The following is a 25,855-nucleotide window of genomic DNA, read 5'->3' on the forward strand; positions in this document are numbered from 1 at the left end:
GATTGATCTCGTCCAATACACAGTTCTGCTTGATTAATCAGTAGGGGAGATAAGGTGTGGTCATGGAGCTCCGGCATGTCCGTTACTTCCTCGCTCTCGTCGAGGAGTGTCACTTCGGCCGCGCCGCGCAGCGCCTGCACGTGGCCCAGTCGGCCCTCTCCCAGCAGCTCAAGCAGCTGGAGCGACAGCTGGGCACGCCGCTGTTCACCCGGTCCACACGGCGCGTGGAGCTCACCGAGGCCGGCCGCCATCTGGTCACCCATGCGCGATCGATCCTGGCCGAGGTGGCGCGGGCGGAGGAGCAGATGGCACTGCTCGCCACCGGCCGTACCGGACGGGTCTCCATCGGGTTCGTAGGAACCGCCACCTACGACGTCCTGCCACGGATCGCCCGCACGGTACGCGCGCAACTGCCGGGCGTGTCCCTGGAACTGCGCGGTGAGCTGCTCAATCCCGAGCTGGTCGAGGGCCTGCTCGGAGGCAGCTATGACCTGGCCCTCCTGCGCACCGACACCCCGGTGGACGCAGCCGTCGAGGTCACGACACTCCGGTCCGAACGGCTGGTGGCCGTCCTGCCCACCGGCCATCCGCTGGCAGGCCGCCGCGAGATCCCCCTCGCGGCACTCGCCGACGAGCCGATCGTCGTCCACCCCTCCCGTGACCGTTCCTCCATGCACGGCCGGGTGCTCGCGGCGTGCGCCCGGGCCGGCTTCGAGCCCTCCGCTCTGGTCGAGGTCGGCGAGACCGCGACGCTGGTCGTGTTCGTCGCCGCCGGCCACGGCGTCGCCCTGGTCCCGGAGTCGGTGCAGAGTCTCCGCCTCGACGGTGTGACGTACCTGCCGCTCGCCGAGACGGAAACCGTCGACCTGGGGCTGGCGCGTCGAGCGGGCCCGAACTCACCGGCCGCGGAACAGGTCGCAGCGGTCATCGAGGCATGCGTGAGGCGGTGAGCGGTCGATCGGGCCTCGACGGCGACAGCGTGGAGAACAGGGCGGCAGGGCCTCATCCGAGGCCCTGCCGACATGCGCGGTCCTATCGGTGGCGAGGGTGAGGCGGCTGTACGGGCGTCACCCCGGGCGCGTTTCTCACGTCTGCCCCGCGAGGGGACGCGAGGTCCCGCCAACACCCCCGTGACCTGCGGCGGCTTCCGCTTCCGGTGCGCGGGGAACCAGCCCGACCAGCAGGGCGCCGATGACGCCGGGTACGGCGAGTGCGTAGAAGTTCCACTGGAACGCCAGCCCGGCTCCGATGATGAGCCCGAGCAGCGGCGGGGCGAGCATCGAGCCGAGGCGGCCGAACCCCAGCGTCCAGCCCATCGCCGTGGCGCCCATGCGTACCGGATAGTGCTTGGAGACATAGGCGAGGACGAAGGACTGCGTGCCCATCGCCCCGACGCCACCCAGTGCGACGGCCGCGTACAGCACTGCCGTGGGCAGTTGCAGACTGAGCAGTATGACGGCCACGCTGGACACGAGGTAGGTCGTGGTGATGATCGGCTTGGAGCCGAATCGGTCGGCCGCCAGGGAGATGATGAGCGTGCCGACGACAGCTCCGATGTTGAACACGAGGAGGAAGCCGAGCGAGGAGCCCGCGGAGTAGCCGGCGCGACGCATGATCTCCGGGAGCCAGGTGTTGAAACCGTAGATCATGAACAGGCACAGGCACGTCATCACCAGGAAGCACACCGTCGCTACGAGGTAGCCGCGCGAGAAGAGGGCCCGCACCGGCGACATGCTGTCCGAGTCGGTACCGGACGGGCTCTGCTCCGGCGCCGGTACGCCTTGCTGCGCGTCGTCCGAGGTGATGTTCCAGCGGTCCGCGATCCTGTCGGCCTCGGCCTGCCGCCCCTTCGCCCGCAGGAACGTGATCGACTCCGGCAGAAACCTGATGGCCAGCGGGAGGACGAGGAGCAGCGGGAGGAGGCCGAGCAGGAACATCACCTGCCAGCCGAACCGTGGCAGCACGAGGATTCCGGTGAGGGCGGCGATGATGCCGCCTACGGGGAAGCCGCTGAAGAGGGTCGCGAAGACCAGGTTGCGCGTCTTGGGATGCGAGTACTCACCCACGAGCGCGCTCGCGGTCGGCAGCACGCCGCCGAGACCGAGTCCGGCGAGGAAGCGGAAGAGGCCGAACATCTCCGGAGAGGTGGCCGTCGCACACAGGCCTGTCATCACCGAGAACCAGATCAGGCAGCCGATCAGCATCCTGCGTCGGCCCAGGGTGTCGGTGAGCGTGCCGACGGTCGTGGCTCCGATGAGCATCCCGACGAGAGCGAATGAACCGATCAGGCCGGCACCGGCGGGAGTGAGGCCCCACCCGGGTTCGTGGAGCAGGGACGGAATCACCGCGCCGTAGACGACCACGTCGTACCCGTCGGCTACGACGGTGATCCCACAGATCGCGAGTACCAGCAGTGTCACCGGGGGCCAGGTGGCGTTGCCACGACTTCCTCTGCGGCTGCTTTCGTGCATGACGGTTCCTCTCACATGGCTCTGCTGTTGCGGTGAGGGTTCTCTCGGAGGCGAGGGCGGCGGCTCTTTCCGATGTTCTGGCGGCATCGTGTGTTACTCGCCTCGCACCGCTAAGTGTGCACACTGATACAGGCCTGTAAAGGGTTACGTGCAGGAAATCGCGCTGTGCTTCCGGAGTGGTGTGATGTAACGAACTCAGGTGTATGCACATCGGGGGTTCATGTGAGGGCTGCTCAGTGCGAGCACCTCACGTCTGGGCGCCGGCCCCCTGGGCTCGCGAGATACCGCGGCCGGCCAGCACGACCGCCGGCACCAGAAGGTGGGTCCGGGCATCGGCACCCACCACGGACAGGGCCGCGATGACGCGCCCCTTCGAGTCGGTGATCGGTGCCGCCACCGAGTAGGCGTCCGGGCTCATCTCCTCGCGCACGATGGCGACGCCGGTCCGCCGGCATTCCGCCAACGCCACACGCAGTGCGGCGGGATCCGTGATGGTCCTGGAGGTGAAACCGGTGAGGCCGTGCCGGACGACCTCGCCGAACAGTTCCTCGCCGGCGTGGGCCAGCAGCATCTGCCCGACGGCGGACGCGTGCAGGGGCAGCCGCCCTCCGACCCCGGAGACCACCGGAACCGCTCCTGTCGTGGAGATCCGTTCGACGACGAGGGCGTCGGTGCCGTCGAGGACGGCCAGTTGCACGTGCTGCTGCGTGGCGGCGTGCAGGTCCTCCATCACCGGCATCGCCCGGACGCGCAGCGGCAGCCCCCGCGGGTTGAGGGAGCCCAGCTCCCACAGGCGCAGGCCGATGACGTAGGCGCCACCGGGGACACGTTCCAGTGCTCCCCACGCGGTCAGTTCGCCGGCCAGCCGGTGCGCGGTGGCGTGGCTGAGGCCGGTGATCCGGCATATCCGGGCGAGCGTCAGCTCCGGGCGTTCCGGCGTGTACGCCCCCAGGATCGCCAGGGCCCGAGAGGTGACCGTGCGCCCGCGGTCGTTGCTGTTGGCCGTCTTGGCTCCCTACTCGATGTCCATTCAGCGGACATCGTACTGACCCGGGCGAGGCCGATCGCGGAATCTCACCACCAGGCCCGCCAGGCCCTTCACGGGATGACGCGAGGGAGACGCCGCTGCCGTCGGCTGCGGAGGCCGCCGCTTGTCCCACTCACCGATGAAAGGAGTCCGGGCATGCGCATGACCGTGACGCCGCGGGACCGCGGCGGTCATGACACCGACTCGGCAGACAGATCGTCGATGCGTTTCGCACACGAGACGCTGCCTCAGCGGGTGTGTTTCGCCTCGGGCGAGGCGGCGTCGACGCTACGGGCCGAGGTGGAGCGGCTTGGCGCCAGGCGGGTGATGGTGATCGCGGCGGCGGCGGAAGCGGAGCTTGCGCAGCAGGTCACCGCCGACCTTCCGGTCGCGCTGCGGTGGAGTGAGGTGGTGATGCACGTTCCCGTGGAGGTCGCCGAGCGGGCACGGGCCGCCGCGGCCGTACACGAGGTGGACTGCCTGGTCAGTGTCGGTGGGGGCTCCACCACCGGACTGGCGAAGGCGATCGCGTTGACTGCGGACGTGCCCATAGTGGCCGTCCCCACCACCTACGCGGGCTCGGAGGCCACGAGTGTGTGGGGTCTGACCGAGCGGGCGCGCAAGACCACGGGGGTGGACGCGCGAGTCCTGCCCCGCTCGGTGGTGTACGACGCGACGCTGACCGTGTCCTTGCCGGTGCCGATGAGTGTCGCCTCGGGGCTGAACGCGCTGGCGCACTGCGTCGACGCGATGTGGGGCCCTCGCGTCGATCCGATCGACCGGGCGCTGGCGGGGGAGGGGATCCACGCGTTGGCGACCGGACTGCCCGCGGTGATGGCCGACCCGGCCGGTCTTCCGGGCCGCGAGCGGACGCTGTACGGGACGTACCTGTCGGCGGTGGCGTTCTCGTCGGCGGGGTCGGGGCTGCACCACAAGATCTGCCACGTCCTCGGCGGCAGGTACGACCTGCCGCACGCCCAGACCCACGCGGTGGTGCTGCCGTACGTGCTGGCCTTCAACGCACCCTGCGCCCCGGAGGCCGACCGGCGGATCGCGGCCGCGTTCGGAGCGCGGTCGGCGATCGAAGGACTCCAGCGCCTTCGGCACGACGTGGACGCGCCGAAGGCGCTGCGCGACTACGGGCTGGAGGAGTCCGATGTCGACGACGCGGTGCAGGCGGTGCTCGACGTGGTGCCGGCCGGCAATCCGCGTCCGGTGACGGCCGGCTCTCTCCAGCACCTGCTGCGTTCCGCCTGGCGGGGGACGGACCCGAGCACGATGACCGACGGCAAGGAGGACCGACGATGAGTGAGCAGAACGGGACTGCTGAGCAGCAGGAGCGTGAGCAGGCCCTGGTCGAGCAGGTCGTGGCCTCGTTCGAGACCGCGAAGGACCCGCGTCTGAAGCAACTGACGCAGGCACTGACCCGGCACCTGCACGCGTTCCTGCGCGAGGTGCGGCCGACCGAGGCGGAATGGGCGTCCGCGATCGAGTTCCTCACCGCGGCCGGGCACATCACCGACGACAAGCGGCAGGAGTTCATTCTGCTGTCGGACGTGCTCGGGGCGTCCATGCAGACGATCGCGATCAACAACGAGGCCTGTGCGAACGCGACGGAGGCGACCGTGCTCGGGCCGTTCTTCGTCGAGGGCTCACCCGGGATCCCGTTGGGCGGGGACATCTCCTTCGGTGCCGCCGGGCAGCCGTGCTGGGTCGAGGGCACGGTCACCGGAACCGACGGCGAACCCGTGCCAGGCGCACGCATCGAGGTGTGGGAAGCCGACGAGGACGGTTTCTACGACGTGCAGTACGACGACGACCGCATGGCGGCCCGGGGTCACCTCGTCGCCGACGAGAGGGGCCACTACCGGTTCTGGGCGATCACCCCGACGCCGTACCCGATCCCGCACGACGGCCCCGTCGGTGCGCTGCTGGCCGCGGTCGGCCGTTCCCCCATGCGCGCCTCGCACCTGCACTTCGATGTCCGTGCCGACGGCAAGCGGACCCTGATCACCCACATCTTCGTCCGGGGCGACGAACTCCTCACCTCCGACGCCGTGTTCGGCGTCAAGGACTCGCTCATCCACGACTTCGTGGAGCATCCCGCGGCCACCCCCACCCCCGACGGACGCGACGTGGCCGGCCGTGCCTGGTCCAGTGTCCGCTTCGACATCGTCCTCGCTCCCGCACAGACAGGAGTCTGCGAATGAACAGACACGACAACCGGCACACGCCCGACCTGCGCGTAGCCGTGATCGGCGGAGGAATCGGCGGTCTCGCGACCGCGGCCTTCCTGCACCGGGCGGGGATCGAGGCGACCGTGTACGAGCAGGCTCCTGCCCTGACCGAGGTCGGTGCCGGTCTCGTCGTCTCTCCCAACGCCGTGCGGCTGCTGGGCAGCCTCGGCCGACTGGACCGCTTTCGGGAACGCGCGGTGCCGCTGCGGGCCGGATGGGAGTTCCGGCGCTGGGAGGACGGGCGCGTGCTCTTCTCCCAGGATCTCGGCGAGGAATGCGAACGGCGCTTCGGTGAGCAGAGCTACGTCGCGCACCGCGCCGATCTCCTCGACGCGGTGCGGTCGGCCGTCCCCGAGGCGTCGCTGCGTCTGGGTCTGCGGCTCGCCGGCCTCCACCGGCTGGACGAAGGCGTCGAGCTGACCTTCACCGACGGATCACGGGAGGTCGCCGACGTCGTCATCGGTGCCGACGGCGTGCACACCACCGTCGGTCGGTTCGTGGCCGAAGCGGAAGCACCACGCTTCTCGGGCATGTGCGCCTACCGCTCCCTCGTACCGGCGGAGAGTGCGCCGGCTTTCGCGCGCCGTCCGGTCCAGACCCTGTGGCTCGGCCCGGACCGCCACCTGGTGCACTACCCGATCTCCGCGGGCACACAGATCAACATCGTCGCCTTCGGGCCCGCACACGACTGGACGACGGAGTCCTGGTCGGCCGAGGGCCGGATCGAGGATCTGCGCGCCGAGTTCGCCGGGTGGTCCGAGGGTCTGACGGAGCTGCTCGCGGTGGCGGAGCGCGTGGGGCGGTGGGCGCTGCTCGACCGGGATCCGCTGCCCCGCTGGACGAACGGGCCCGTCGCGTTGCTGGGCGATGCGGCGCACCCGATGTTCCCCTTCTTCGCTCAGGGGGCGGCGCAGGCGATGGAGGACGCCGCCGTCCTGGCCGGCTGCCTCGCCGACCAGCCCGAAGAACCCTCTGCCGCGCTGCGCCGCTACGAGGACGTCCGTTGTCCGCGGGCCACCCGGGTGCAGCTGATGAGCCGGGGCAGGGCGGAGAGCAACCACCTGCCCGACGGGCCTGCACAGCGGGCCAGGGACGCGTCGTTCGCGAACGAGGATCCCTTGGCGCACAACGGCTGGATCTACGGGCACGACGCAGAGCTGGCCCTGCGAGAAGCACCGGTGTGAGTGCTCGGTCCCCGACGCTGGAGCGGGGACGCCGGCCCCGGCCGAGGCTGCCTGCTGGTGAGCGAACTGGTGGGCAAACGTCGTACGCCATGCCAAGGGCCCAGACGCCTCCGCGTGGAGGAAGTGATTCTCGACCAGCCATCAACGTCATGGCTGTCGCCAACTCACCGCTGCGTTTCACCGCCGGTGTACCGGAGGTCTTCAATGCCGACAATCGAGACGGATCATTTCGAGATCCGTCAACTCGTGGAGAACTGGGTGCTGTGGCGTGACGCAGGCGACTGGGAACGGTTCGCCACCGTGTGGCACCCGGTGGACGGCTGGATGACAGCCACCTGGTTCCAGGGCCCGGCGACGGACTTCATCGCGGTGAGCCGGGAGGGATTCGACAACGGGGTCAGCATCCTGCACTTCCTCGGCGGGCACACCGCCGATGTACTGGGCGACCGAGCCATCGCCCAGACCAAGATGACCATCAACCAGCGGGCCATGGTCGACGGGGTGGAGGTCGACGTCGTCTGCACGGGACGCTTCTACGACTTCTGTGCCCGCCACGAGGGCGCGTGGAAGATCGTGCGCCGACAGCCGATCTACGAGAAGGACCGCCTCGACGTGGTCGATCCCTCCGCGTCGCTCGACCTGGACCCGCAGCTGCTGCGCCGCTTCCCGGTCGGCTACCGCCACCTCGGCTACCTGCAGACCAAGGCCGGCTTCACGGTGAAGGCCGGGCTGCCGGGCCTGACCGGTGACGTCGTCCAGCGTCTCTACGGCGAAGGGGCGAAGTGGCTGGCCGGTGCCGGCACCCCAGGCGATCCCCACTGACCTCAAGGAACGGTCTGCATGCAACACTCAGAAAACTCCGTCGCGCGACGCCTGACCGTGGGCATCTTCCCCGGCGCGGGCGCCGTCCATCTCTACCACGCCCTCGACTCCGGGTACTTCCAGAAGGCAGGACTGGAGGTGGACCTCGTCCAGGTCGTCTCCTCCGACCAGCAGATGGCCGGCTGGAACGACGGTGACTACGACATCATGCACACCTCTCCCGACCACCTCCTGCGCGGACTGCTGAAGCGGGACCCGGTGGCCGTCCAGGCCGAGGGTATGGGCGAACTCGCCGTGCACCGGCGTCCCGGCGCACCGTTGCCGACGGACCGGTGGGCGGTCGACAACGCGCAAAGCGCCTTCGCGTTCGTCCTGCGTGCCGTACTCGCCGACGTCGCCGGCGCGCCGGTCACCGACGGCCAGCTCGTTTCGGTGGGTGGCACTCTGCAGAGGTTCCAGGCACTGCCGACAGGCGCTGTGGACGGGACCACACTCCATCCGCCCTTCGACGTCCTCGCCGCCGAGAAGGGATACCCGCGTCTCGGCGGTCACCTTCAGGTAGCGCCCGACATCCTCACCGGTGTGGTGGTGGCGCCGCGCACCGCTGCCAGCACGTGGCACATCCGCGCCTACCTCGACGTCTGCCGCGTGAGCACGGCAGAGCTTCTGACCTCCGGGGCGTCGGGCACAGAAGCGGCTCTGGTGCGACACGGCTTGCCGAAGTCCGTCGCCCAGGCTGCGGCACCCGGCCTCCTCGGGCCCGCAGGACTGTCCACCTCGCCCGACGTGACTCTGCGCGGCATCGAGGCGGTGGCCGACCTGCGCCGCCGCTTCACTCCGGCCTGGCAGCCCTCCTGCCCGCTCCAGTCGCTGATCGGCCCCGGAGCGGAGCGCTGAGCTTCCCGACGGCACGGCGACCACGTTCGGGTAGTGGATACAGTGCGGCCCCGCCCTTGGTGCGGTCATAGAGGGAAAGAACCGGCAGGGAATGCTCCCTGCCGGTTTCGGCGTACCACCACTGCATACACCTGGGTAGACTCCGGGTATGAGTAGGAGGAGGGGCGAGACCCCTGAGGAACCACGGTCGGCGGACAACGGAAGCAACACGTCGCAGATCCCGTTCGAGTCGACGGGCGGGACACCCGGGCCGGCCGCGGGCGGACGCCGACTCGCTCTTGACGTCCACGCACGCCTGCGGGAGATGATCCTCAGCGGTGAACTGCCGCCGGGGTCTGCGCTGCTCCAGGCCGAGATGGCACGGAAACTGGGCGTCAGCCGCACGCCGATGCGCGAGGCGTTCCGGCTCCTCCAGGAAGAAGGGCTCATCGACGCCCAGCCCGACCAGCGGGCGAGGGTGCGGGCGGTGGACCCCGAGGACCTCGACGGTGTCTATGGGGCCCGCATCATGCTCGAAGCGCTCGCTGTGAGCGTGACGGCCAAGTCGCTTGCGCCCGGGGACCTGCAGCGCATGGGCGAAGCACTGAAGCACATGCAGGAACTGGCGGGCGACGACCGACCGGACGAGTGGCATGCGGCGCACAAGGAATTCCACCGCATTCCGACACAGGCTGTGGGACCGCATCTGCAGCGCATGCTCGCGTCGCTCGGCGAGCACAGCGAGCGCTACATTCGGTTGGCCCAACTGGGCGTACCCAGCTCATGGGCACGGGCGCACGCAGAGCACGAAGCACTGCTGGAGGCGCTGCGTCTGAGTGACCAGGACGAAGCGGTACGCGTGATCGCTCGCCATCTCGCGCGCACCGCCCTGAACGTGCTGGCGGACGTCGCCCCGGAGTACGAACCCGCGGCCACGCGCACTGCGCTGGGGATCGCGGGCAACGGTCAGTCCTGACGTCAGCTCTGCCCGGCGGGCGGGCGGTGGTTGTAGCCGACGGTGTGTCCGGTGCCCTGACTCCGGAACCGACCCGCCCGGCCCGCCACCGCGGGAAACGCCCGACCGGAGCACGGTGCCGGCTGAGCCAGGCTGCCGTGACCCGGTCGACCTCATCCGGCCCCACTCTTGAGGGCGACGACATCGCATCGTCACCCGGAGGCCCCGTCGGACCGACCGAGGCCTGGTCTTCTTGGAGAGCCCGGCGGTAGGCGTCACTTGAGTCTTCTGGTGGTGGGTAGGTGTCCCAGCGGTAGCGCGGCGGGCGCGCGTGCGGAGCGTGACGAGTACGCATGGCCGCGCCCGGCTGATCCGTAGATCCTCGAACGTCGGCTGATGCCTGGCCGGGCGGGCGGTTGCCGAAGGGTCAGGCGGCGGGAACCGCCTGCGGATAGAGCACGCTCGGGTCGGCGGACAGGGCCGCCTTGAGCTGGACGGAGTTGTTGTCGGCGAGGATCTCCATCTTCCCGGCCTCTATACCGTCGAGGGCGGCGCGCACGACATCGGCGGGGTCGTTCTTCTCCACGTCCCACCCGGCCATCATGTCGGTGTCGGTGCTGGCCAGGTGGAGGCCCGTCACCGTGGTTCCCTGGCCCGCGAGTTCGAGGCGGATGCCGTTGGTGAGGCTCCACGCCGCCGCCTTCGCCGCGCTGTAGGCGTTGGCCCCGTCGTAGGCGAGCCAGGACATCGCCGACAGGACGTTGAGGATGGCCCCGCCGCCGTTGGCGGCCAGGACGGGGGTGAACGCCCGGACCACGTTGAGGGTGCCGAAGTAGTTGGTGTCCATCTCCAGCCGGATCTTCTCGGGGTCCCCGGTGACGAGGTTCTGCTGGGTGAAGACGCCGGCATTGTTGATCAAGAGGGTGACGTCCGAGGCCGCGCCCGCCGCGGCGGCGACCGAAGCCGGATCGGTGATGTCGAGCCGCAGTACCTCCACACCGGGGAGGTCGACGAGGTGGGGGGTGCGCGCGGTCGCGTAGACCTTGGTGGCGCCCCGGTGCAGGAGTTGTTGGGCGAAGTGCCTGCCGATGCCGCGGTTGGCGCCGGTGACGAGGGCGACGGAACCGGTGATCTTCATGGGGAGTCTCCTGGCAGTGGTGAGGTGATTCCTGTCCGGGCTGTTCGCGGGCTACGCTAGAACCTGACGCTGACGTCAGAGGCAAGAGATGTGATCCAGGTCATGGAGGGGGCGTTGATGCGCATCGGTGAGCTGGCCTCAAGGGTGGGCGTGAGCGTGCGGGCACTGCGCTACTACGAAGAGCAGGACCTGCTGGCCTCGGTGCGCAGCCCCAGCGGCCAGCGGCAGTACCCGGACAGCGCGGTCGACCGCGTCCAGCTGATTCAGCAGCTGTACTCCGCAGGGCTGCCGAGCAGGGCGATCGTGGAACTGCTGCCGTGTGTCGAGACCGGTGACGTGACCCCCGCGCTGCTCGACCGGCTGTCGGCCGAGCGGGACCGCATCGATGCGCAGGTCAGCACCCTGGTGAAAACCCGGGACCGGCTCGACGCCATCATCACCACAGCCTCCACAGCCAGGAGCGCGGGCCGGCCCTGCCCTCGTTGAGCAGCGCGCCTTCCCCAGGCGTGCGGCAGTGCTTGTCCGCCCGACGCAGACGGACGCCCGTCAGCAGGCGTCACTTGAGTCTCCTGGTGGTGGGCCGTCCGTCCCAGCGGTAGAGCGAGTCATGACGGTTGGCCCCGGCCGGGACGAGACCGATCGGGGCGCCGCGGGCTTCGGTGGCCACTGAGCGGTTCAGGCCCTGCTTGCCCCGGTCGACCGGGGAGCGTCCGGCTCTCTCGCCGCCGCAGGGAGCCTTGGTGATGCACCCGTCGACGGACAGCTCATGGAGTGGGAGGTCGATCATGCGGTCGTACGCCTGCACGGCCAGCCCGTGGACCTGCTCGGCCATGCCCAGCTGCGACCAGTACTTGACGCGGCGTCGGATGGTGCGGTCGACGCGCTCGAAGACAATCCGGTCCGGGATGCGCGGGTTGTGGCAGCCGAGCGGATGGGTATCGACATGCTCGGGCAGCAGCGCTGCGAACGGGTCCCACAAGGGTTCGAGCAGGCGTGATGGCAGGACAGGTACGAGCCCTCCGGTGATCACTGAGCGTCAAGAACTCCATGATCACCCAGGCTCGTGCCTGTCTTGCCTCCGGGTCGCCACAGGGCCATTCGCCACACCTACCGCCGGGCTCTCCTATGCGTCCCAGTCTCCGGGGCCGAGAGTGAGTGCAACCCGCCCGAGGCTGTTGTCGTCCTCCATGTAGCGGTGGGCGTCGGCGGCACGGGCGATGGGGAAGGTACGGTCGACGACAGCGCGGAAGCCGCGCTCGACCTCGGTCCACAGCGCGTCGACCGCGGCGGCGTTTCCGGTGCGTACACCGATGATGCGGTGACAGTCGGAGTACAGGCGCCGCAGATCGACCTGGACTTTGCCGCCGAGGAACGCACCGGAGGTGACCACGGTGCCGCCGCGGGCCAGTGTGTCGAGGGTGGCGTCCCAGATCGCCGGGTCACCGAGGTTGTCGACGGCGATGTCCACGCCGTGACCGCCGGTGGCCTCGCGTATGCGGTCGACGAGGTCGGGGGCGGTGGTGTCGAGTACGACTTCGGCGCCGGCCGCGGCCAGCGCCTTGCGCTTTTCCGCCGAGCGGGAGGTGGCGATGATCCTCGCGCCGAGGTGCTGGGCGTAGGCGGCGGTGGTGGAGCCGAGGGCGGAGGCGGCGCCCTGGACCAGTACCCACTGCCCGGGGCGCAGCCCCGCCTGGGCCAGCTGGTTGGCGGCCACCGCGCCGACGAGTGCCAGGGATGCCGCCATCGCGGCGGGAATGCCGTGCGGCACCCGGTGAACGTTGCGCGCGGGCACCGCACAGTACTCGGCGTACGCACCGGGGCGATGGGTGCCTATCACGCCCAGGTCGGGACAGACTTCCTCGCGGCCCTCCACACAGAAGGCGCAGCTGCCGCAGGCGACTGCGGGAAACACGGCCACGCGGTCCCCGACCCGGACGGAGTGCACACCGTCTCCCAGCGCGGCGACGACGCCCGCATGGTCGGCGCCCAGCACGTGGGGCGGCTCGATCTTGGCGTAGGGGTGGTTGCCCGCGCGGGCCGTGAGGTCGAGCAGGCGGCCGATGCCGACCGCAGCGACCTGGACGAGGACCTCGCCCGGACCGGGCCGGGGCGTCGCGATCGTGGCCTGCTCCAGCACGTCGGGTGGTCCGAATCGATTGAACACCATGGCCCGCATCGCGTCGGGCACGGGCAGCAGGTCCGGCCAGCCCAGTTCAGTAGACGTGTTGTTCATGACGCCACCACCGTGTTCTCCAGGCGGCCGATCCGCTCGATCTCGACGACGACCTCGTCCCCGGCGGTCAGGAACTCCCCGCGCGGCACTCCGACGCCGGCCGGTGTGCCGGTGAGGATGACGTCCCCGGGCTCGAGTCGGGTGAGGCGGCTGGCCGCCGCGACCACTTCGGCTGTCGGCACCATCATCTGCGCCGTCGAGGAGTCCTGCTTCACCACACCGTTGACACTCAAGCGGATCCGCAGGTTCTGCGGGTCGGGGATCTGCCAGGCGGGCACGACTCCCGGGCCGAGCGGGCAGAAGCCGTCCTGGCCCTTGTGGCCGACCCAGTCGTAGGTGAACGGTTTGCCCACCGGCTTGGGAGCTGTGAGCCGGTCTCTGGCCGAGATGTCGTTCGCCGCCAGGTAGCCGGCCACGTGATCGAGGGCCTGCTCGGGCGAGAGGTTGCGGCCGGTGCGGCCGATGACGACGGCGAGTTCCGCCTCCCAGTCGACGCGGGCGCCCGGGTAGGACGGCAGCGGCACAGGGTCTCCCGGTCCGGTCACGGTCGTCGTGGGCGGCTTGAGGAAGAAGAACGGATCACCCAGCTCATCCGGCGGCTCCACGCCCATCTCGGCACAGTGATCCCAGTAGTTGGCGCCCGCGCAGAGCACCTTGCCCGGGTATGTGAGCGGGGGAGCGAGCCGAGCACCGGCGATGACGTCCGAAGCCGCCGGGGTCCATTCCCGCAGCAGCGGTGCGAGAGAGTCCCATCGGCTGAGCACCTCCATCAGCGACAGCCCTTCCGTCCCGGGCGGCCCTTGGACGATGCTCCCCCCGACGCTCACGCCGACGGCGAGCTTCTCCGAGTCGTCCACCCGGTACTGCACCAGCGACCATTCAGGAAATTGCATGATTCCTCCGACACGCGGCTCTCTCAGGGAAACAGAACCATAGTGGATACACATTGGTCGGGGAAGGGAGGGTTGTGCGCTGCATGGTGAGTGCTGACGGTGGGTGATTGCGTGATCTGTGAGTTGAGGTGCAAAAGATTCCACCCGGTACTGGACGTTCCGCTCCATAGGTGTACACACTTGTAGCGGTGTGATGCGTGAGTGACGCGGATCCACCGGAACCATGAGGAGTACACAATGTTGCGTGTCAAAGGTCTCCTGCACTACGGACTCCAAGTGCCCTCACTGGATGCGGGTGCGAACTTCTATGACGCGTTCGGACTGGAGACGGCGGAGCGCGGCAACTCGGTGGTGATCCGTTGCGACGGCCGGGAGCAGGATCAGACGGTGCTGATGGAAGGGCCGGTCAAGAGGCTCCATCACGTGGCCTTCGCGGTGGAGACGGATTCCCTGCCGGAGTGGCAGCGCCACATCGAGGGCATGGGGCTGAAACTGCTGGACGCACCGGCCGAGGTGCCCGGCGGACTGTGGCTGCGGGATCACGAGGGCAACCTGATCAACCTCCGCGACGAGGGGATCGCCTCCTGGCGAGAGTTCGGCACCACGGACGCGCAGGACGCCAACGTAGGCGACCGCGTCCGGCGGGTCGACCACGCCCGCTGGCTGAACGCGGACGCGAAGCCGCGCCCCCAGCGCCTCGGGCACATGCTGATCTTCAGCTCCGATCTGGTCGCCTCCGAGGCCTTCTACACCCGCACGCTCGGGCTCCGTCTGTCGGATCGCATCCCCGGTATCGCCACCTTCCTGAACTCGGGCCCCGGCGATCACCATGTCTTCGGTTTCGTCCCGGCGGCCCACCCCGGCCTGCACCACTCCAGTTGGATGGTGTCCGACATCGACCAGATCGCCATGGGCGCGCAGAACATGTCCGCGGCGGGCTACTCCAAGGGCTGGGGTCTGGGGCGCCACACCCTCGGCTCGAACCTGTTCCACTACATCCAGGACCCCTGGGGCAGCTGGATCGAGTACTCCGGCGACATGGACCGCATCACCGAGGACTGGAAGCCGAACGACTGGGACTGCCCGGCCGCTGTCTGGAGCCCCGAGATGCCGGCCGACTTCATCACCAACCAGGAAGAGAAGCCTGCCTGAGCTTCGCCGTTCCCGACCGCCGGCACGGGGCGTCCCACCCCGGGTCCTGCCCGCCGGAGTCGCTCACCGTTCCGGCTCGGTCCGGTAGGGGAGCGTCCGCAGGTGGTGTGTCCCGGCCCCTGCGTGCGGTTCAAGGCGCCCGGCAGAAGGGCGCCCTGCCCATCGCCGACTCGATGCCGCCGAGGATGAGCTTCTGGTACTGCTCGGCGCCGGGGAAGGAGCCGTCGGTGGTGAAGTCCTTGGCGTCGTGGCCGAGGGTGGTGAGCCAGGCTCGCCCGCCGTCGTAGTACTGGCACCAGGCCACCGGGTGGACCTTGCCGTGTCCGGGGTGGCCCATGCTGCCGGTCACGCCCTTGGTCAGCGTGGACTCGTCGACGCCGGCGAGGATACGGACCCGGGAGGGTGCGGGGACGAGGTTGTACCACTCGTCGGTGAAGGTCCAGCGTGCTGGGAGATCCGCGGTGGAGGAGTCGTGGCGGTCCTGGGTGACGACGGTGCCGGCTTGTTCGGGGCCGTGGTCGTAGTAGTTGGCTCCGCCCAACAGGCCCTCGTACCAAGGCCAGTTGTATTCCGTACCGAACGCGTTGTGGATGCCGACGAAGCCTCCGCCGCCTCGGATGTACTGGCGCAGTGAGGTCTGCGCGGCGTCGTCGAGGGTGTCGCGGCTGGTGGAGTAGAAGATGACCGCGTTGTATCTGAACAGCTGGGCCGACGACCCGAGTTGGGTGACGTCCTCGGTCCAGTCGACGGTGAAGCCGTTGTCCTGGCCCAGCTTGACGACCGCGTTCTGTACGACGTTGGCGGCGGTGAGCGCCGGGTCCAGACCGGTGCCGAGGGCGGGGCCGAGGTTGGCGTGCCGGGGGCCGGCGGTACGGGTGTAGAGCAGCACCTTGTACCCGTTGGTCGCAGGGGTGAAGTTGCCCCAGTCGTGATAGCACTTGGGGCTGGTGCCGCGGCAGACGCCGTAGTCGGGGTCGCCGAGTTCCTGTGCGCTGGTGTGCCCTGCCTGGGCGGAGGCCTGGTAGCGGCCGCCGAAGAAGGCGGCCAGGGCGACGAGAGCGATCGCCAGGGCAATGGACAGCGGGGTGCGGGTTCTTGCCGTCATGACGGTCCGCCCTCTCACTGGACGACGATCTTGCCGGTGGACTGCGGAAAGGCCGGGTCGTTGTAGAAGTACTCGCCGGCCTTGGCGAAGGTGTGCGTGTACGACTGGCCCGGCATCAGCAGTCCGGTGTCGAACTCGGCGTCGAAGAACGCCGCCGCTCCGTGCGCCTGCTTGTTGTCGGCGGGGTTGGTGAAGGTGACCTCGGTGCCGACGGGGACGGTGAGGTGTTGGGGCGCCATGGCGTTCTGGGCGACCGTGTTCTCGGTGGCGCCGGGGGAGTTGGTGCCGGTGCTCCAGATGCGGCCGAGCGTGACGGTGTTGTGCGCCGTCGCGCCGGTCACGGCGGCGGTGCGGATCTGGTTGCGGCGGGAGGGTGGGGTGGGTGCGGGGGCGGGTGCGACCTTGCCGCCGAGCTTGAACGCCCACAGGTGGTCGCCCTTGGGGATGTCGGGGAAGGGCAGCCCGTTGCCCCCGGCGAGCACGGCCACGTACTGCTCGCCGTCGATCTCGTACGAGACGGGGATGGTGTTGACCCCGGCGCCGCACTGCCAGGTCCACAGGGTCGCGCCGCTGGTGTCGTCCATCGCTTCGAGGACGCCGTCCGGACGGCCCTGGAAGAGCAGCCGGCCCGCGGTGGTGAGGATGCCGTTGCCGTGGGCGAGGGACCAGTCGCCCTCCTTCCGCCAGGCGACGGTGTTGGTCCGTGGGTCCATGGCTACCAGCCCGCCGCCGAACAACTCCCCAAGCGCGCGAGCGGTGTTGACCCGGCCGCCGTGCGTGTTGGAGTAGGAGGAGTTGACCAGGCCGTAGCCGATGTAGACGTACCCGGTCTTCGGGCTGAAGGACGGGAACCCCCAGTCCCCGCCACCGCCCGCGCCCGGGAAGATGATCGTGGCCCGGTCCCAGAACACCGAGTAGAGACCGCCGACGGGGTAGAACGGCACCGGGCGGGTCGTCTTGTCGAGGCGTGGGAACGGCTCCGTGAACGGCTCGCCGCCGGGGAACGGCTGGGTCGGCGAGGTCTTCTGCTCGGCCTGCTGGGGGACCGCGCGCTCCTCCATGCCGTGGACGGCCTCGCCGGTGCGCCGGTCCAGGATGTAGAACCAGCAGGTCTTGGAGCCGTAGACGACGACCTTACGCCTCCTGCCGTCGATGAGGAGGTCGGCCAGGACCGGCGCCATGACGTTGTCGGCGTCCCAGATGTCGTGGTGGACGGACTGGAAGTGCCACCGCCGTTTGCCGGTCTTGGCGTCGATGGCGACGATCGAGTTGGCGAAGAGGTTGTCGCCGCCGCGCGAGGAGCCGTCCGTACGCGGATACGGGTTGCCGAACGTCCAGTAGACCAGGCCGAGTTCGGGGTCCACGGCCGGATGGATCCAGGGGACCGCGCCGCCGGTCTTCCAGGAGTCGCCCTCCCAGGTGTCGTGCCCGAACTCACCGGGCCCCGGCGGCCCCCAGAACGTCCAGACGACGTCACCGGTCTTCGCGTCGAGCGCGTAGCCCCGGCCGCGCGCACCGGCCGTCGAGCCCTCGGTGCCGATGTAGATCAGGCCGTCGAAGTGGACGACCGCGCCCGCGAGGCCGCCACTGTTGCCGCCGCACTGACCGCTGTCGTTGTCGCAGCCGTCGTCACCGCCGTTGTCGTCGACGATCAGCGGCTTCTGCCAGACGATCGCGCCGGTCCTCCGGTCGAGGGCGTACACGATGTTGGCGCCCGAGATGGTGAAGACCTTGCCCTCGGCCACGGCGACGCCGCGCATGTTGGTGGTCTCGGTGCCGAGGTTCGTCTTCCATATGACCTCGCCCGTACGGCCGTTGACGGCGAAGACGTTCTGCTGGGTGGTCTCGACGTACAGCACACCGTCCTGCACGACGATCGTGCACTGCTGGTACGCGGAGGTCGAACCGCCCTCCAGGTTGACGTGCCAGGCACCGCCGAGCTTCTTGACGTTCTTCGGGGTGAGGTCGCGGAGCGCGGAGTGGTTCTGGTTTCCGTAATTGCCCCCCACCTTGGGCCAGTTGATGCCCGTGGTGCCGAGTGCGGCGGACTGCGGTGGTACCGGGAGCGCCAGTCCGGGGGAGCCGGAGGAGGCCTCGGCCGTGGAGGACAGGGCGGAGACCGTGGCCGCGCCGCCCGCCGCGGCCGTCAGGAGAAAGGAGCGTCTTTCCATCGTTGAGTTCCCTCGATTCGATCAAGGTCCACCAGATGGTTCATAGAATCCACAGAGTGGGTTCGCGTGATGGAGCGTCACGTTAGGGACGACGTACGCGCGTGACAAGACATGCTGCAGAGGGTTTTCGTGGAGCGAGAGCCAACCAGGGGCTAGACGAGCGGAGTTGGTACCACCAGGTGGACCGGGACCATGGAGGGCGGCATGGGGCTCTTGTTGCGCCGGCCCTGCCCGGTCTCCTCCCAGGCGTGTGCGAGGATGCCGACGCTGCGGCTGAGCACGAAGAGGCCTCGGGCCAGTGGCGCGGCGAAGCCCAGCTCGGCGTAGATGACGGCGGTGGCACCGTCGATGTTCATGGGTACGGGCTTCTTTCCCTCGCGGCCGCGATTGAGATACGTCTCGACGGCGCGGGCCGCCCGCAGGTGGGAGCCCTCGACGAGCCCGTCCGCCACGGCACGGTCCACCAGGGCGAGCAGGGGGTCACGGCGCGGGTCGCGGGGGTGGAAGCGGTGGCCGAAACCGGGTAGGTAGCGTGACCGGGCCCGCCACTTGCCGACCACCTTGGCCACGGTGAGTTCGAACTCGCCGTCCTGGTCGTGTTGTCGGGTGATCTCGTCGAGCAGCTCCACGCACTGCTGACCGGCACCGCCGTGCACGTCGCCCAGCATGTTCACTCCGGTGGCCACCGCGCTGTTGAGGCCGACCCCGCAGGTGGCGGCCATCCGGGCGGCGGCGATCGAGGGCGCCTGCGGGCCGTGGTCGACACCCGCCACCAGGGCCGCTTCCAGGAGTGTCGCCTGTTCGGGGCGGGGGAGTTCACCGCGGAGCAAGAGCCAGATCATCTCGACGAAGGTCGTGGTGCCGATCAGATCCTGGACGGGGTGCTCGCGCAGTTCGATGATGCCGGGTTCGATCCGGCTGACGGCGGTGGCCCACCACTGGGCGACCAGGCCGTCCTGCGGCCCGGTGGTCATGAGGCCGGCGCTTCGGCGGCCGTACGGCCGTGTGCCCGCCAGCGGGCGATGAGCGTGGTGCGTTCCTCGCCGTGCTGGTCGAGCAGCGGCGGTGGGGAGGCCGGGGGGAGGGGCTCGCCGTCCACGAGGACGCCGTTGCCGCTGACCCGCAGGGTGCGGTCCGAGCCGTCCGGGTAGGGCAGGTCGGTGAAGAAACCCCGGTGCGCGAGCTGTTCGAGCTCCACGGCCTCGGGAACCGTCAGGACCCGGGCCGCCGGGACCCCGGCCGAGGAAAGGATCTCCTCCCACTCCATGGCGGTCTTCCGGCGCAGCGCCGCGTTGAGTTCGGTGTTGAGCTCGGTGCGGTGCCGCTTGCGTGCCTCTCGCTCGGCGAACCGCGGATCTTCGACCAGCCCCGGCAGCCCGGCGAGTCGGCAGAGCGTGACGAACTGCTCCTGCCGGTTGGCCGCGATGTTCAGGCCGCCGTCCGCGGTCTCGAAGGTTCCCGAAGGCGCGGCGGTGGCGTTCTGGTCGCCCATCGGCTCCGGATCAACCCCGCTGACAAGGTAGTTGGAGACGGCCCAGCCCATCGCGGAGAGGGAGACCTCCAGCATGGAGACGTCCAGGCGTACGCCCCGCCCGGTCCTCTCCCTGCCGAGCAGCGCCGCGCTGATCGCGAGGGCCGCGCCGAGTCCGCCGAGCGAGTCGCAGACCGGGAAGCCCACCCGGAGAGGGGCGGTGTCGGTGGTGCCGGTGATGCTCATCATCCCGGACAGTCCCTGGATGATCTGGTCGTAGGCGGGGGCGGTGCTCATCGGCCCGGACTGCCCGAAGCCGGTGATCGCACAGCTCACCAGACGCGGGTTGAGCTCACCGAGCCGGGCGGCGCCGTACCCCATCCGGGCCAGCACCCCGGCCCGGAAGTTGTCCAACAGGACGTCGGCGCCGCGGACCAGATCCTCGAAGTCGGCCCGGTCGGCAGGGTCCTTGAGATCGAGGGCGAGGGATTTCTTGCCGGCGTTCTGGGCGAGGAAGGAGGCGCCGATACCGGCCCGGTTGAGTTCCGGGTCGGGGCCGAGGCTGCGGGCGAGATCGCCCCTGCCCGGCTGCTCGACCTTGACGACCTCGGCGCCGAGCAGCATGAGGTGGTAACTGCAGTACGGACCTGCGAGCACATTGGTGAGATCGAGTACGCGGATTCCTGAGAGCGGTCGTTCGGGCATGCACCGGCTCCTTCTGAGGTTTCTGCGATGGATTCACTGGGGGGCTACTTCGTCGGACTGAGCGGATGGTCGAACCCCTGCTCCGACATCTGCCGGGAGACGGCGGCGAGCGCGTCGGCGAACCGCTCCACGACGGCCTCGGGGAAACGGTGGCTGGGGCCGCTGAGCGACAGCGCGGCGACCACGGTCCCGGTGCGCCCGACGACCGGCACGGCCACGGCCGTCAGCCCCTCGTCGCGCTCACCCCGGCTGACCGCGAAGCCGCGCTCCGCCGCCAGGTCCGCCCACACCCGCAGCTGCCGGGCGTGTCCCTCGCCGTGCGGTGAGTCCAGTGCGATCCGCCGCAGCAGGCTGTCCGACGCCGTACGCAGCAGGATCTTGGACGAGGCGCCCGCCCACAGCGGGAGTTCGTCGCCGACCCGCACCACGTGGCGCAGAGGCTGGGGGCTCTCCTGCTGCGCGACACAGACCCGGGCCAGGCCACGCAGCATGAAGAGGTTGACCGTCTCCTGCTGTTCCTCGGCCAACTCGCGCATCAACTTGCGTGTCTGGCGAGGGAGTTCCCAGCTGGTGTGGGCCAGGTGGGCCCAGCGCCACAGGCCGGGGCCCGCGGTGTAGCCGGCCGGGGTGTCCCAGAGCAGACCGCACTGTTCGAGGGTCTGCACCAGGCGGACCGCCGTGGTCTTGGCCAGGCCCGTGGCGTCCACGATCTCCCTCAGCGTGACCGTCGGCCGATCTTCGGTCAGTAGCCCGAGGATGTCCAGGGCCCTGCGCACACTGCGCACCCCGGCCGCCTGCTCCTGCTCGGTCCCGTCCACGCGACTTCTCCCTCTGTGCCGGGCCGCCCCCACGGACCGCCCTCGGAAACTTCCTCGAACTGTCCTCTTGCCACCGCGAGTTGGCGCCCGTACGTTACACGCCGACCCACAGAGCAGTCCACCGGTACCACTGAGCGGTTCTCTCGGAGGTCTCATGCTGGATTCACTCCTCAAAGCCGGCGCGGACGCGACGGTGGTCGAGGCGCCCTCCTACATCGCGGGTCAGTGGGGTGGTGACGGTCCCGTCGCCACCCGAACAGGCCCGTATCTGCGCCGGGTTGTCAGCCGTACGACCATCGCGACCGGTGAGGAGGTGTCCCGAGCCCTCGCCTACGCCCGCTCCTCGGCCCGTGCCGTGGCCCGGCTCGCCCCCGCCGTGCGCGCCGACATCCTGGACCGGGCATCCCGAGCCGCCTCGGCCCACCGCGAAGACCTGGCCCGGCTGCTCGCCCTGGAGCTGGGCAAACCGGTCAAGGACGGGCGTGGGGAGATCGACCGGGTGGCGGACACCTTCGCGGTGTGCGCGTCCGAGGCCCGGCACATCGGCGGCGAGAACCTGCCCGTCGCGGGCTGGTCGCGCGGTATCGGCAACACCGCCCTCACCTACCGAGCGCCGGCCGGAGTAGCCCTCGCCATCACTCCGTTCAACGCACCCGCCAACCTGCTCGCCCACAAACTCGGCGCCTCCTTCGCCGCGGGCAACACCACTCTCGTCAAGGCCCCGCCCCAGGCACCGGCCGCCACCGCCGCCATCGTGGCGCTGCTCCTGGAGTCCGGACTGCCCCCGCAGGCCGTGCAGTTGCTGCACGGCGGCGCCGAGGTCGGCGCGCTGTTGTGCGCGGCCGACGAGGTCGCCGTCATCAGCTTCACCGGCAGCGCGGAGACCGGCCGGGCCGTGGCGCGCGCCGCCGGGGCCAAGCGCCTCGTCCTCGAACTCGGCGGGAACGCCGCCACGATCGTCTGCGAGGACGCCGACATCGCGCAGGCCGCCAAGGAGTGCGCCCGCACCGGATACAGCAACTCCGGTCAGAGCTGCATCTCCGTCCAGCGCGTCTACGTCCACCGCTCCCGCTACGACGCCTTCCTCGAAGCCTTCGCCGCCGCCGTCGACACCCTGAAGGTCGGCGACCCGCTCGACCCGGCCACGGACGTGGGCTCGATGGTCGACGACGACGCCGCCGAACGCGTCGTGAGCTGGTCCGCCGAAGCCGCCGCCTCCGGCGCCCGGGTGCTGCGCGGCGGCACCCGCAACGGCGCCACCGCCGCGCCCACCATCGTCGCCGGACCACCCGAGTCCGCCTCGGTCGTCGTCCACGAAGTCTTCGGAGCACTGGTCACGGTGCTCCCGTACGACGACTTCGACGCGGTCATCGAGGCCTGCAACGCCAGCCGCTACGGCCTCCAGGCGGGCCTGTTCACCCGCGACATGGGCCGCATCATCACCGCCTGGCGCGAGCTGCAGACCGGTGCGCTGATCGCGGGCGGCAGCTCCAACTACCGCCTCGACCATGTCCCCTTCGGCGGGGTCAAGGACTCCGGCTTCGGACGGGAGACCCCCCGCTCGATGATCGACGACTACACGGTCGTCAAGACCCTTATGCTCCGCGGTCTGTCCGTCTGGGGCGACGCGAGCACCGCGGACGAAGGGACCGGCGCATGACCGTCCCCGCCGCCGAAGCCCTGGTCGGCCAACTGGAGTCGTACGGAGTCGAGTTCGTCTTCGGCACCTGCGGCCACACCAACATCGCCCTGCTGGACGCGCTCGGCCCCAGCTCGATCGAGTTCGTGATCGCCCGCCACGAACAGGCCGCCGCCCACGCCGCCGACGGCTACGCCCGCGCGTCCGGGAAACCCGGCGTACTGCTCACCCACGTCGGCCCCGGCATGATGAACGCGGTCACCGGCGTCGCCACCGCCGCTCTCGACTCGATCCCGCTGATCGTCATCTCCGGCGACATCCCCTCCTACTACTACGGCCGCCACCCGCACCAGGAGGTCAACCTCCACGCGGACGCCGACCAGACCGCGATCTACCGCCCGTTCACCAAACGCGCCTGGCACGTCCACCGCGTCCACGACCTGGCCCGCACCACGGAACGGGCGTTCTGGACCGCGACGTCCGGCCGGCCAGGGGCCGTACTCGTCAACGTACCGATGGACCTGTGGAGTCGGCAGGTCGAGGAGTACGCGGGGGAGTACCCCCTGCCCGGAAACTCCGCGCTCCCCGCTCTCGACCGGGCCACCGCCGAACGCATCGCCCAGGCGCTGCTGAACGCCGAACGCCCCCTGATCTACTTCGGTGGGGGTCTGCGCGAACCCGCCGTCCGCCACGCCCTGTCGGACCTCGCCGAGCATCTCGACATCCCGCTCGCGCATTCCCTGATGGGCAAGGGCGTCCTGCCCGACAGCCATCCGCTGCTGCTCGGCATGCCCGGCTTCTGGGGCCTGGAGACGACGCACGAATACACCAAGGGCGCCGATGTGGTCCTCGCCCTGGCGACCCGGTTCGCGGAGACCGACGCCAGCTCCTGGGATCCGGCGTACACATGGAACTTCCCGCCCAGTCGCCTCCTCCAGATCGACATCGACCCCGCCGAGATCGGCCGCAACTACCCCGTCGAGATCGGTGCCGTAGCCGATGTGGGTGACGCGGTACGGGCCATCGGAGCCGCCGTGCAGGGGGCCAGGCCCGAGCCCCTGGTGAGGGAGGGCCTGCGCGAGACCATCGGCGCTGCCCGCCGGACCGTCTTCGACACCGCTCGCGAGGACGGGCGCAGCGACGACTTCCCGCTGCGTCCGCAACGCATCCTCAGAGACCTGCGTGACGCGCTGCCCGACGACGCGGTGCTCGTCACCGACGTCGGCTGGAACAAGAACGGCGTTGCCCAATGCTACGAACTCCCCGAAGGCGGGGGGTTCATCACCCCGGGTGGAGCCTCGACCATGGGCTTCGGACCGGCGGCGGCGGTCGGGGTGCAGATCGCCCAGCCGGAGCGCGTGGTGGTCGCGCTGATCGGTGACGGCGGCATGAGCGCACAGCTGCCCGCGGTACCGATGGCCGTCGAGCAGGGGCTGCCCGTCGTCTTCGTGGTGATGAACAACCGGGCCCACGGCACCATCGCCGACCTTCAGACCGCGTCGTTCGGACGGTCCTACGGCTGCGAGTTCACGGACGCCGAAGGCCGGCCGTACAGCCCGGACTTCGCGGCGCTCGGCCGGTCCTGCGGCGCCGACGGATACACCGTCGCCGACCCCGCCGATCTCTCCAAAGCCCTCGCCGACGCGATCGTGCGGCGCCGTCCCGCCGTCATCGACGTACCGATGGTCAACGAACCCGTGCCGACGCCCGGCCACTGGAACATCAAGGACATCTACCGCGGGTCCTTCACCGACTGAACTGCCCTTCTCCCAGGACGAGGTGACCTCCATGAGCCGCATCCCACGACCACTCACCACGACCTCCGCCACCGCCTGCACGGCGGTCGTACTGACCGTGGCCCTCGCCGCGTGCAGCGCGCCCGGAGACTCCAGCAGCGACAGCAAGGCCTCCTCGGGTCCCATCAAGATCGCCGTCGTGGACGCGCAGAGCGGGCAGCTCAGTTCGCTGGGCGACTGGGAGTACAAGGGGGCCAAGCTCGCCGTCGACGAGTGGAACAAGAAGGGCGGCATCGACGGCCGCAAGATCCAGCTGAAGCTCTTCGACGACCAGGGCGACCCGACCGCCGGCACCAACATCGCCCGCAAGCTCGCCAGCGAGAAGTACGTCGCCATGCTCGGTACGGCGGAGAGCGCGGTGACCATCGCCATGGCGCCGGTGCTCCAGCAGGCGAAGATACCCAACATCACCTCCGGCCAGTCCGACGGCCTGGTCGCGCTGAACAGCCCGTACCTCTTCCTCAACGGGCCGACCAGCACCACCTACGACTCGACACTCGCCCAGTACCTGATCAAGGACAAGGGCTACAAGAAGATCGCGATGATCACGAACAACGGCTCTTTCGGGACGGGCGAGCACGACGCCTTCCTCAAGGCCGCCAAGGGGCTCGGCGTTTCGCCGTCGACCGATCAGGTGGTCACCACCGACCAGAAGGACTTCAGCGCCGCGCTCACGAAGATCCGCTCCAAGAAGCCCCAGGTCGTCTTCATCGGCTCGGAGGAGGTCGAGGCCGGCCTGATCGTGAAACAGGCCCGGGACCTAGGCATCACCGCACCCTTCGCGGGCGCCGCACCGCAGGGCACCCCCGTCTTCATCGACACCGCGGGCAAGGCCGCCGTCGAGGGCACCATCGTCAGCTCGCCCTATCTGAGCAACGACACGAGCGACGCCTCGAAGAAGTTCGCCGCCGCCTACAAGGCCGCGTACGGCAAGGACGCCGAACTGCACGGAGCCAAGGCGTACGACGGGGCGAACATCCTGCTGACCGCCCTCAAGACCAGCAAGGCCGCCACCGGCCAGGACCTCGCCGACGCCATCCGCGCCACCGCGTACAAGGGCCTGCTCGGCGACTTCGCCTACGACGACACGGGGGTCGGCATCACCAAGACCACCATAGGTGTCATCCGCGACGGCAAGCTCGTCGCGCAGCAGTAGGCATCC

22 protein-coding genes and 1 pseudogene are annotated in these 25,855 nt (G+C 69.6%); 12 read left to right on the forward strand and 11 right to left on the reverse strand.

Going from position 1 to position 25,855, the window contains the following annotated elements:
- Nucleotides 1-62: 62 nt before the first annotated feature.
- Nucleotides 63-950 carry a LysR family transcriptional regulator gene (locus ACFPIH_RS19010; RefSeq protein ID WP_381163484.1) on the forward strand — a complete coding sequence of 296 codons (888 nt, stop codon included), beginning with the start codon at nucleotides 63-65 and terminating at the stop codon, nucleotides 948-950.
- A 135-nt stretch (nucleotides 951-1,085) separates the two neighbouring features.
- Here ACFPIH_RS19010 and ACFPIH_RS19015 read toward each other — a convergent pair whose 3' ends face one another.
- Both ACFPIH_RS19015 and ACFPIH_RS19020 read right to left on the reverse strand, forming a co-directional pair.
- The gene (locus ACFPIH_RS19015; RefSeq protein WP_381163481.1) at nucleotides 1,086-2,471 is read right to left on the reverse strand and encodes an MFS transporter; all 1,386 of its coding nucleotides are present in this window, start codon (nucleotides 2,469-2,471) and stop codon (nucleotides 1,086-1,088) included.
- Nucleotides 2,472-2,718: 247 nt separating this feature from the next.
- Nucleotides 2,719-3,432, reverse strand: coding sequence for an IclR family transcriptional regulator (locus ACFPIH_RS19020; protein ID WP_465270375.1), 714 nt, complete (start codon nucleotides 3,430-3,432; stop codon nucleotides 2,719-2,721).
- A gap of 288 nt (nucleotides 3,433-3,720) precedes the next feature.
- Here ACFPIH_RS19020 and ACFPIH_RS19030 point away from each other — a divergent pair, with 288 nt between their 5' ends.
- From ACFPIH_RS19030 to ACFPIH_RS19055, 6 genes are all read left to right on the forward strand, one after another.
- Nucleotides 3,721-4,806, forward strand: a complete 1,086-nt coding sequence (locus ACFPIH_RS19030) for a maleylacetate reductase (protein ID WP_381164579.1) — start codon at nucleotides 3,721-3,723, stop codon at nucleotides 4,804-4,806.
- Entirely contained in the window at nucleotides 4,803-5,708 is a 906-nt protein-coding gene (locus ACFPIH_RS19035; RefSeq protein ID WP_381163476.1) for an intradiol ring-cleavage dioxygenase, read from the forward strand. Before ACFPIH_RS19030 ends, ACFPIH_RS19035 begins: the two co-directional genes overlap by 4 nt.
- Entirely contained in the window at nucleotides 5,705-6,919 is a 1,215-nt protein-coding gene (locus ACFPIH_RS19040; protein WP_381163473.1) for an FAD-dependent monooxygenase, read from the forward strand. Before ACFPIH_RS19035 ends, ACFPIH_RS19040 begins: the two co-directional genes overlap by 4 nt.
- Nucleotides 6,920-7,123: 204 nt before the next feature.
- A complete protein-coding gene (locus ACFPIH_RS19045; protein ID WP_381163470.1) occupies nucleotides 7,124-7,741 on the forward strand; it encodes a nuclear transport factor 2 family protein in 618 nt (205 codons plus the stop codon).
- Nucleotides 7,742-7,759: 18 nt separating this feature from the next.
- Nucleotides 7,760-8,638: an ABC transporter substrate-binding protein gene (locus tag ACFPIH_RS19050; protein ID WP_381163468.1), complete on the forward strand. Its 879-nt coding sequence runs from the start codon at nucleotides 7,760-7,762 to the stop codon at nucleotides 8,636-8,638.
- 148 nt (nucleotides 8,639-8,786) lie between these two features.
- Entirely contained in the window at nucleotides 8,787-9,593 is an 807-nt protein-coding gene (locus ACFPIH_RS19055) for a GntR family transcriptional regulator (RefSeq protein WP_381163465.1), read from the forward strand.
- Between the two features lie 406 nt (nucleotides 9,594-9,999).
- On the opposite strand, the gene ACFPIH_RS19060 is transcribed toward ACFPIH_RS19055, so the two are convergent.
- A complete protein-coding gene (locus ACFPIH_RS19060; RefSeq protein ID WP_381163462.1) occupies nucleotides 10,000-10,710 on the reverse strand; it encodes an SDR family oxidoreductase in 711 nt (236 codons plus the stop codon).
- A gap of 117 nt (nucleotides 10,711-10,827) precedes the next feature.
- On the opposite strand from ACFPIH_RS19060, the gene ACFPIH_RS19065 reads away from it, so the two are divergent.
- Nucleotides 10,828-11,196, forward strand: a complete 369-nt coding sequence (locus tag ACFPIH_RS19065; RefSeq protein ID WP_381164576.1) for a MerR family transcriptional regulator — start codon at nucleotides 10,828-10,830, stop codon at nucleotides 11,194-11,196.
- Between the two features lie 115 nt (nucleotides 11,197-11,311).
- Here ACFPIH_RS19065 and ACFPIH_RS19070 read toward each other — a convergent pair.
- The 3 genes and pseudogenes from ACFPIH_RS19070 to ACFPIH_RS19080 form a co-directional block, all read right to left on the reverse strand.
- Nucleotides 11,312-11,737 (reverse strand): annotated as a pseudogene (locus ACFPIH_RS19070) (IS5/IS1182 family transposase); the annotation flags it as partial.
- 96 nt (nucleotides 11,738-11,833) lie between these two features.
- Nucleotides 11,834-12,943, reverse strand: a complete 1,110-nt coding sequence (locus ACFPIH_RS19075; RefSeq protein WP_381163459.1) for an alcohol dehydrogenase catalytic domain-containing protein — start codon at nucleotides 12,941-12,943, stop codon at nucleotides 11,834-11,836.
- Nucleotides 12,940-13,836, reverse strand: a complete 897-nt coding sequence (locus ACFPIH_RS19080; protein ID WP_381163456.1) for a fumarylacetoacetate hydrolase family protein — start codon at nucleotides 13,834-13,836, stop codon at nucleotides 12,940-12,942. Before ACFPIH_RS19080 ends, ACFPIH_RS19075 begins: the two co-directional genes overlap by 4 nt.
- Before the next feature lie 237 nt (nucleotides 13,837-14,073).
- Between ACFPIH_RS19080 and ACFPIH_RS19085 the strand changes: the two genes are divergently transcribed.
- A complete protein-coding gene (locus tag ACFPIH_RS19085) occupies nucleotides 14,074-14,988 on the forward strand; it encodes a VOC family protein (protein WP_381163453.1) in 915 nt (304 codons plus the stop codon).
- A gap of 130 nt (nucleotides 14,989-15,118) precedes the next feature.
- On the opposite strand, the gene ACFPIH_RS19090 is transcribed toward ACFPIH_RS19085, so the two are convergent.
- The 5 genes from ACFPIH_RS19090 to ACFPIH_RS19110 form a co-directional block, all read right to left on the reverse strand.
- Nucleotides 15,119-16,093, reverse strand: coding sequence for a ThuA domain-containing protein (locus ACFPIH_RS19090; RefSeq protein WP_381163450.1), 975 nt, complete (start codon nucleotides 16,091-16,093; stop codon nucleotides 15,119-15,121).
- Between the two features lie 14 nt (nucleotides 16,094-16,107).
- Entirely contained in the window at nucleotides 16,108-18,264 is a 2,157-nt protein-coding gene (locus tag ACFPIH_RS19095; RefSeq protein ID WP_381163447.1) for an outer membrane protein assembly factor BamB family protein, read from the reverse strand.
- Between the two features lie 152 nt (nucleotides 18,265-18,416).
- Entirely contained in the window at nucleotides 18,417-19,238 is an 822-nt protein-coding gene (locus ACFPIH_RS19100; RefSeq protein WP_381163444.1) for a citryl-CoA lyase, read from the reverse strand.
- Nucleotides 19,235-20,440 (reverse strand): CaiB/BaiF CoA transferase family protein, encoded by a 1,206-nt coding sequence (locus ACFPIH_RS19105; RefSeq protein ID WP_381163441.1) that lies wholly within the window; start codon nucleotides 20,438-20,440, stop codon nucleotides 19,235-19,237. The genes ACFPIH_RS19100 and ACFPIH_RS19105 overlap by 4 nt, the downstream gene beginning before the upstream one ends.
- A 44-nt stretch (nucleotides 20,441-20,484) precedes the next feature.
- Complete coding sequence (locus tag ACFPIH_RS19110) at nucleotides 20,485-21,258, reverse strand: IclR family transcriptional regulator (protein ID WP_381163438.1); 774 nt, start codon at nucleotides 21,256-21,258, stop codon at nucleotides 20,485-20,487.
- 154 nt (nucleotides 21,259-21,412) lie between these two features.
- Between ACFPIH_RS19110 and ACFPIH_RS19115 the strand changes: the two genes are divergently transcribed.
- Genes ACFPIH_RS19115 through ACFPIH_RS19125 form a run of 3 tightly spaced genes read left to right on the forward strand, consistent with a single transcriptional unit; the run spans nucleotide 21,413 to nucleotide 25,849 of the window.
- Nucleotides 21,413-22,918, forward strand: coding sequence for an aldehyde dehydrogenase family protein (locus tag ACFPIH_RS19115; RefSeq protein WP_381163435.1), 1,506 nt, complete (start codon nucleotides 21,413-21,415; stop codon nucleotides 22,916-22,918).
- Nucleotides 22,915-24,654 (forward strand): thiamine pyrophosphate-binding protein, encoded by a 1,740-nt coding sequence (locus ACFPIH_RS19120; RefSeq protein WP_381163432.1) that lies wholly within the window; start codon nucleotides 22,915-22,917, stop codon nucleotides 24,652-24,654. The genes ACFPIH_RS19115 and ACFPIH_RS19120 overlap by 4 nt, the downstream gene beginning before the upstream one ends.
- A gap of 31 nt (nucleotides 24,655-24,685) precedes the next feature.
- The gene (locus tag ACFPIH_RS19125) at nucleotides 24,686-25,849 is read left to right on the forward strand and encodes an ABC transporter substrate-binding protein (protein WP_381163429.1); all 1,164 of its coding nucleotides are present in this window, start codon (nucleotides 24,686-24,688) and stop codon (nucleotides 25,847-25,849) included.
- The last annotated feature ends 6 nt before the right edge of the window (nucleotides 25,850-25,855 follow it).

The organism is Streptomyces vulcanius (assembly GCF_042653945.1).
Classification (GTDB): Bacteria; Actinomycetota; Actinomycetes; order Streptomycetales; family Streptomycetaceae; genus Streptomyces; species Streptomyces mangrovi.

Bases quoted from the DNA above. Each gene is read 5' to 3' on its own strand.
- ACFPIH_RS19010 (WP_381163484.1), top strand. From the start codon at position 63: ATGGAGCTCCGGCATGTCCGTTACTTCCTCGCTCTCGTCGAGGAGTGT.
- ACFPIH_RS19015 (WP_381163481.1), bottom strand. From the start codon at position 2,471: ATGCACGAAAGCAGCCGCAGAGGAAGTCGTGGCAACGCCACCTGGCCC.
- ACFPIH_RS19030 (WP_381164579.1), top strand. From the start codon at position 3,721: ATGCGTTTCGCACACGAGACGCTGCCTCAGCGGGTGTGTTTCGCCTCG.
- ACFPIH_RS19035 (WP_381163476.1), top strand. From the start codon at position 4,803: ATGAGTGAGCAGAACGGGACTGCTGAGCAGCAGGAGCGTGAGCAGGCC.
- ACFPIH_RS19040 (WP_381163473.1), top strand. From the start codon at position 5,705: ATGAACAGACACGACAACCGGCACACGCCCGACCTGCGCGTAGCCGTG.
- ACFPIH_RS19045 (WP_381163470.1), top strand. From the start codon at position 7,124: ATGCCGACAATCGAGACGGATCATTTCGAGATCCGTCAACTCGTGGAG.
- ACFPIH_RS19050 (WP_381163468.1), top strand. From the start codon at position 7,760: ATGCAACACTCAGAAAACTCCGTCGCGCGACGCCTGACCGTGGGCATC.
- ACFPIH_RS19055 (WP_381163465.1), top strand. From the start codon at position 8,787: ATGAGTAGGAGGAGGGGCGAGACCCCTGAGGAACCACGGTCGGCGGAC.
- ACFPIH_RS19060 (WP_381163462.1), bottom strand. From the start codon at position 10,710: ATGAAGATCACCGGTTCCGTCGCCCTCGTCACCGGCGCCAACCGCGGC.
- ACFPIH_RS19065 (WP_381164576.1), top strand. From the start codon at position 10,828: ATGCGCATCGGTGAGCTGGCCTCAAGGGTGGGCGTGAGCGTGCGGGCA.
- ACFPIH_RS19075 (WP_381163459.1), bottom strand. From the start codon at position 12,943: ATGAACAACACGTCTACTGAACTGGGCTGGCCGGACCTGCTGCCCGTG.
- ACFPIH_RS19080 (WP_381163456.1), bottom strand. From the start codon at position 13,836: ATGCAATTTCCTGAATGGTCGCTGGTGCAGTACCGGGTGGACGACTCG.
- ACFPIH_RS19085 (WP_381163453.1), top strand. From the start codon at position 14,074: ATGTTGCGTGTCAAAGGTCTCCTGCACTACGGACTCCAAGTGCCCTCA.
- ACFPIH_RS19090 (WP_381163450.1), bottom strand. From the start codon at position 16,093: ATGACGGCAAGAACCCGCACCCCGCTGTCCATTGCCCTGGCGATCGCT.
- ACFPIH_RS19095 (WP_381163447.1), bottom strand. From the start codon at position 18,264: ATGGAAAGACGCTCCTTTCTCCTGACGGCCGCGGCGGGCGGCGCGGCC.
- ACFPIH_RS19100 (WP_381163444.1), bottom strand. From the start codon at position 19,238: ATGACCACCGGGCCGCAGGACGGCCTGGTCGCCCAGTGGTGGGCCACC.
- ACFPIH_RS19105 (WP_381163441.1), bottom strand. From the start codon at position 20,440: ATGCCCGAACGACCGCTCTCAGGAATCCGCGTACTCGATCTCACCAAT.
- ACFPIH_RS19115 (WP_381163435.1), top strand. From the start codon at position 21,413: ATGCTGGATTCACTCCTCAAAGCCGGCGCGGACGCGACGGTGGTCGAG.
- ACFPIH_RS19120 (WP_381163432.1), top strand. From the start codon at position 22,915: ATGACCGTCCCCGCCGCCGAAGCCCTGGTCGGCCAACTGGAGTCGTAC.
- ACFPIH_RS19125 (WP_381163429.1), top strand. From the start codon at position 24,686: ATGAGCCGCATCCCACGACCACTCACCACGACCTCCGCCACCGCCTGC.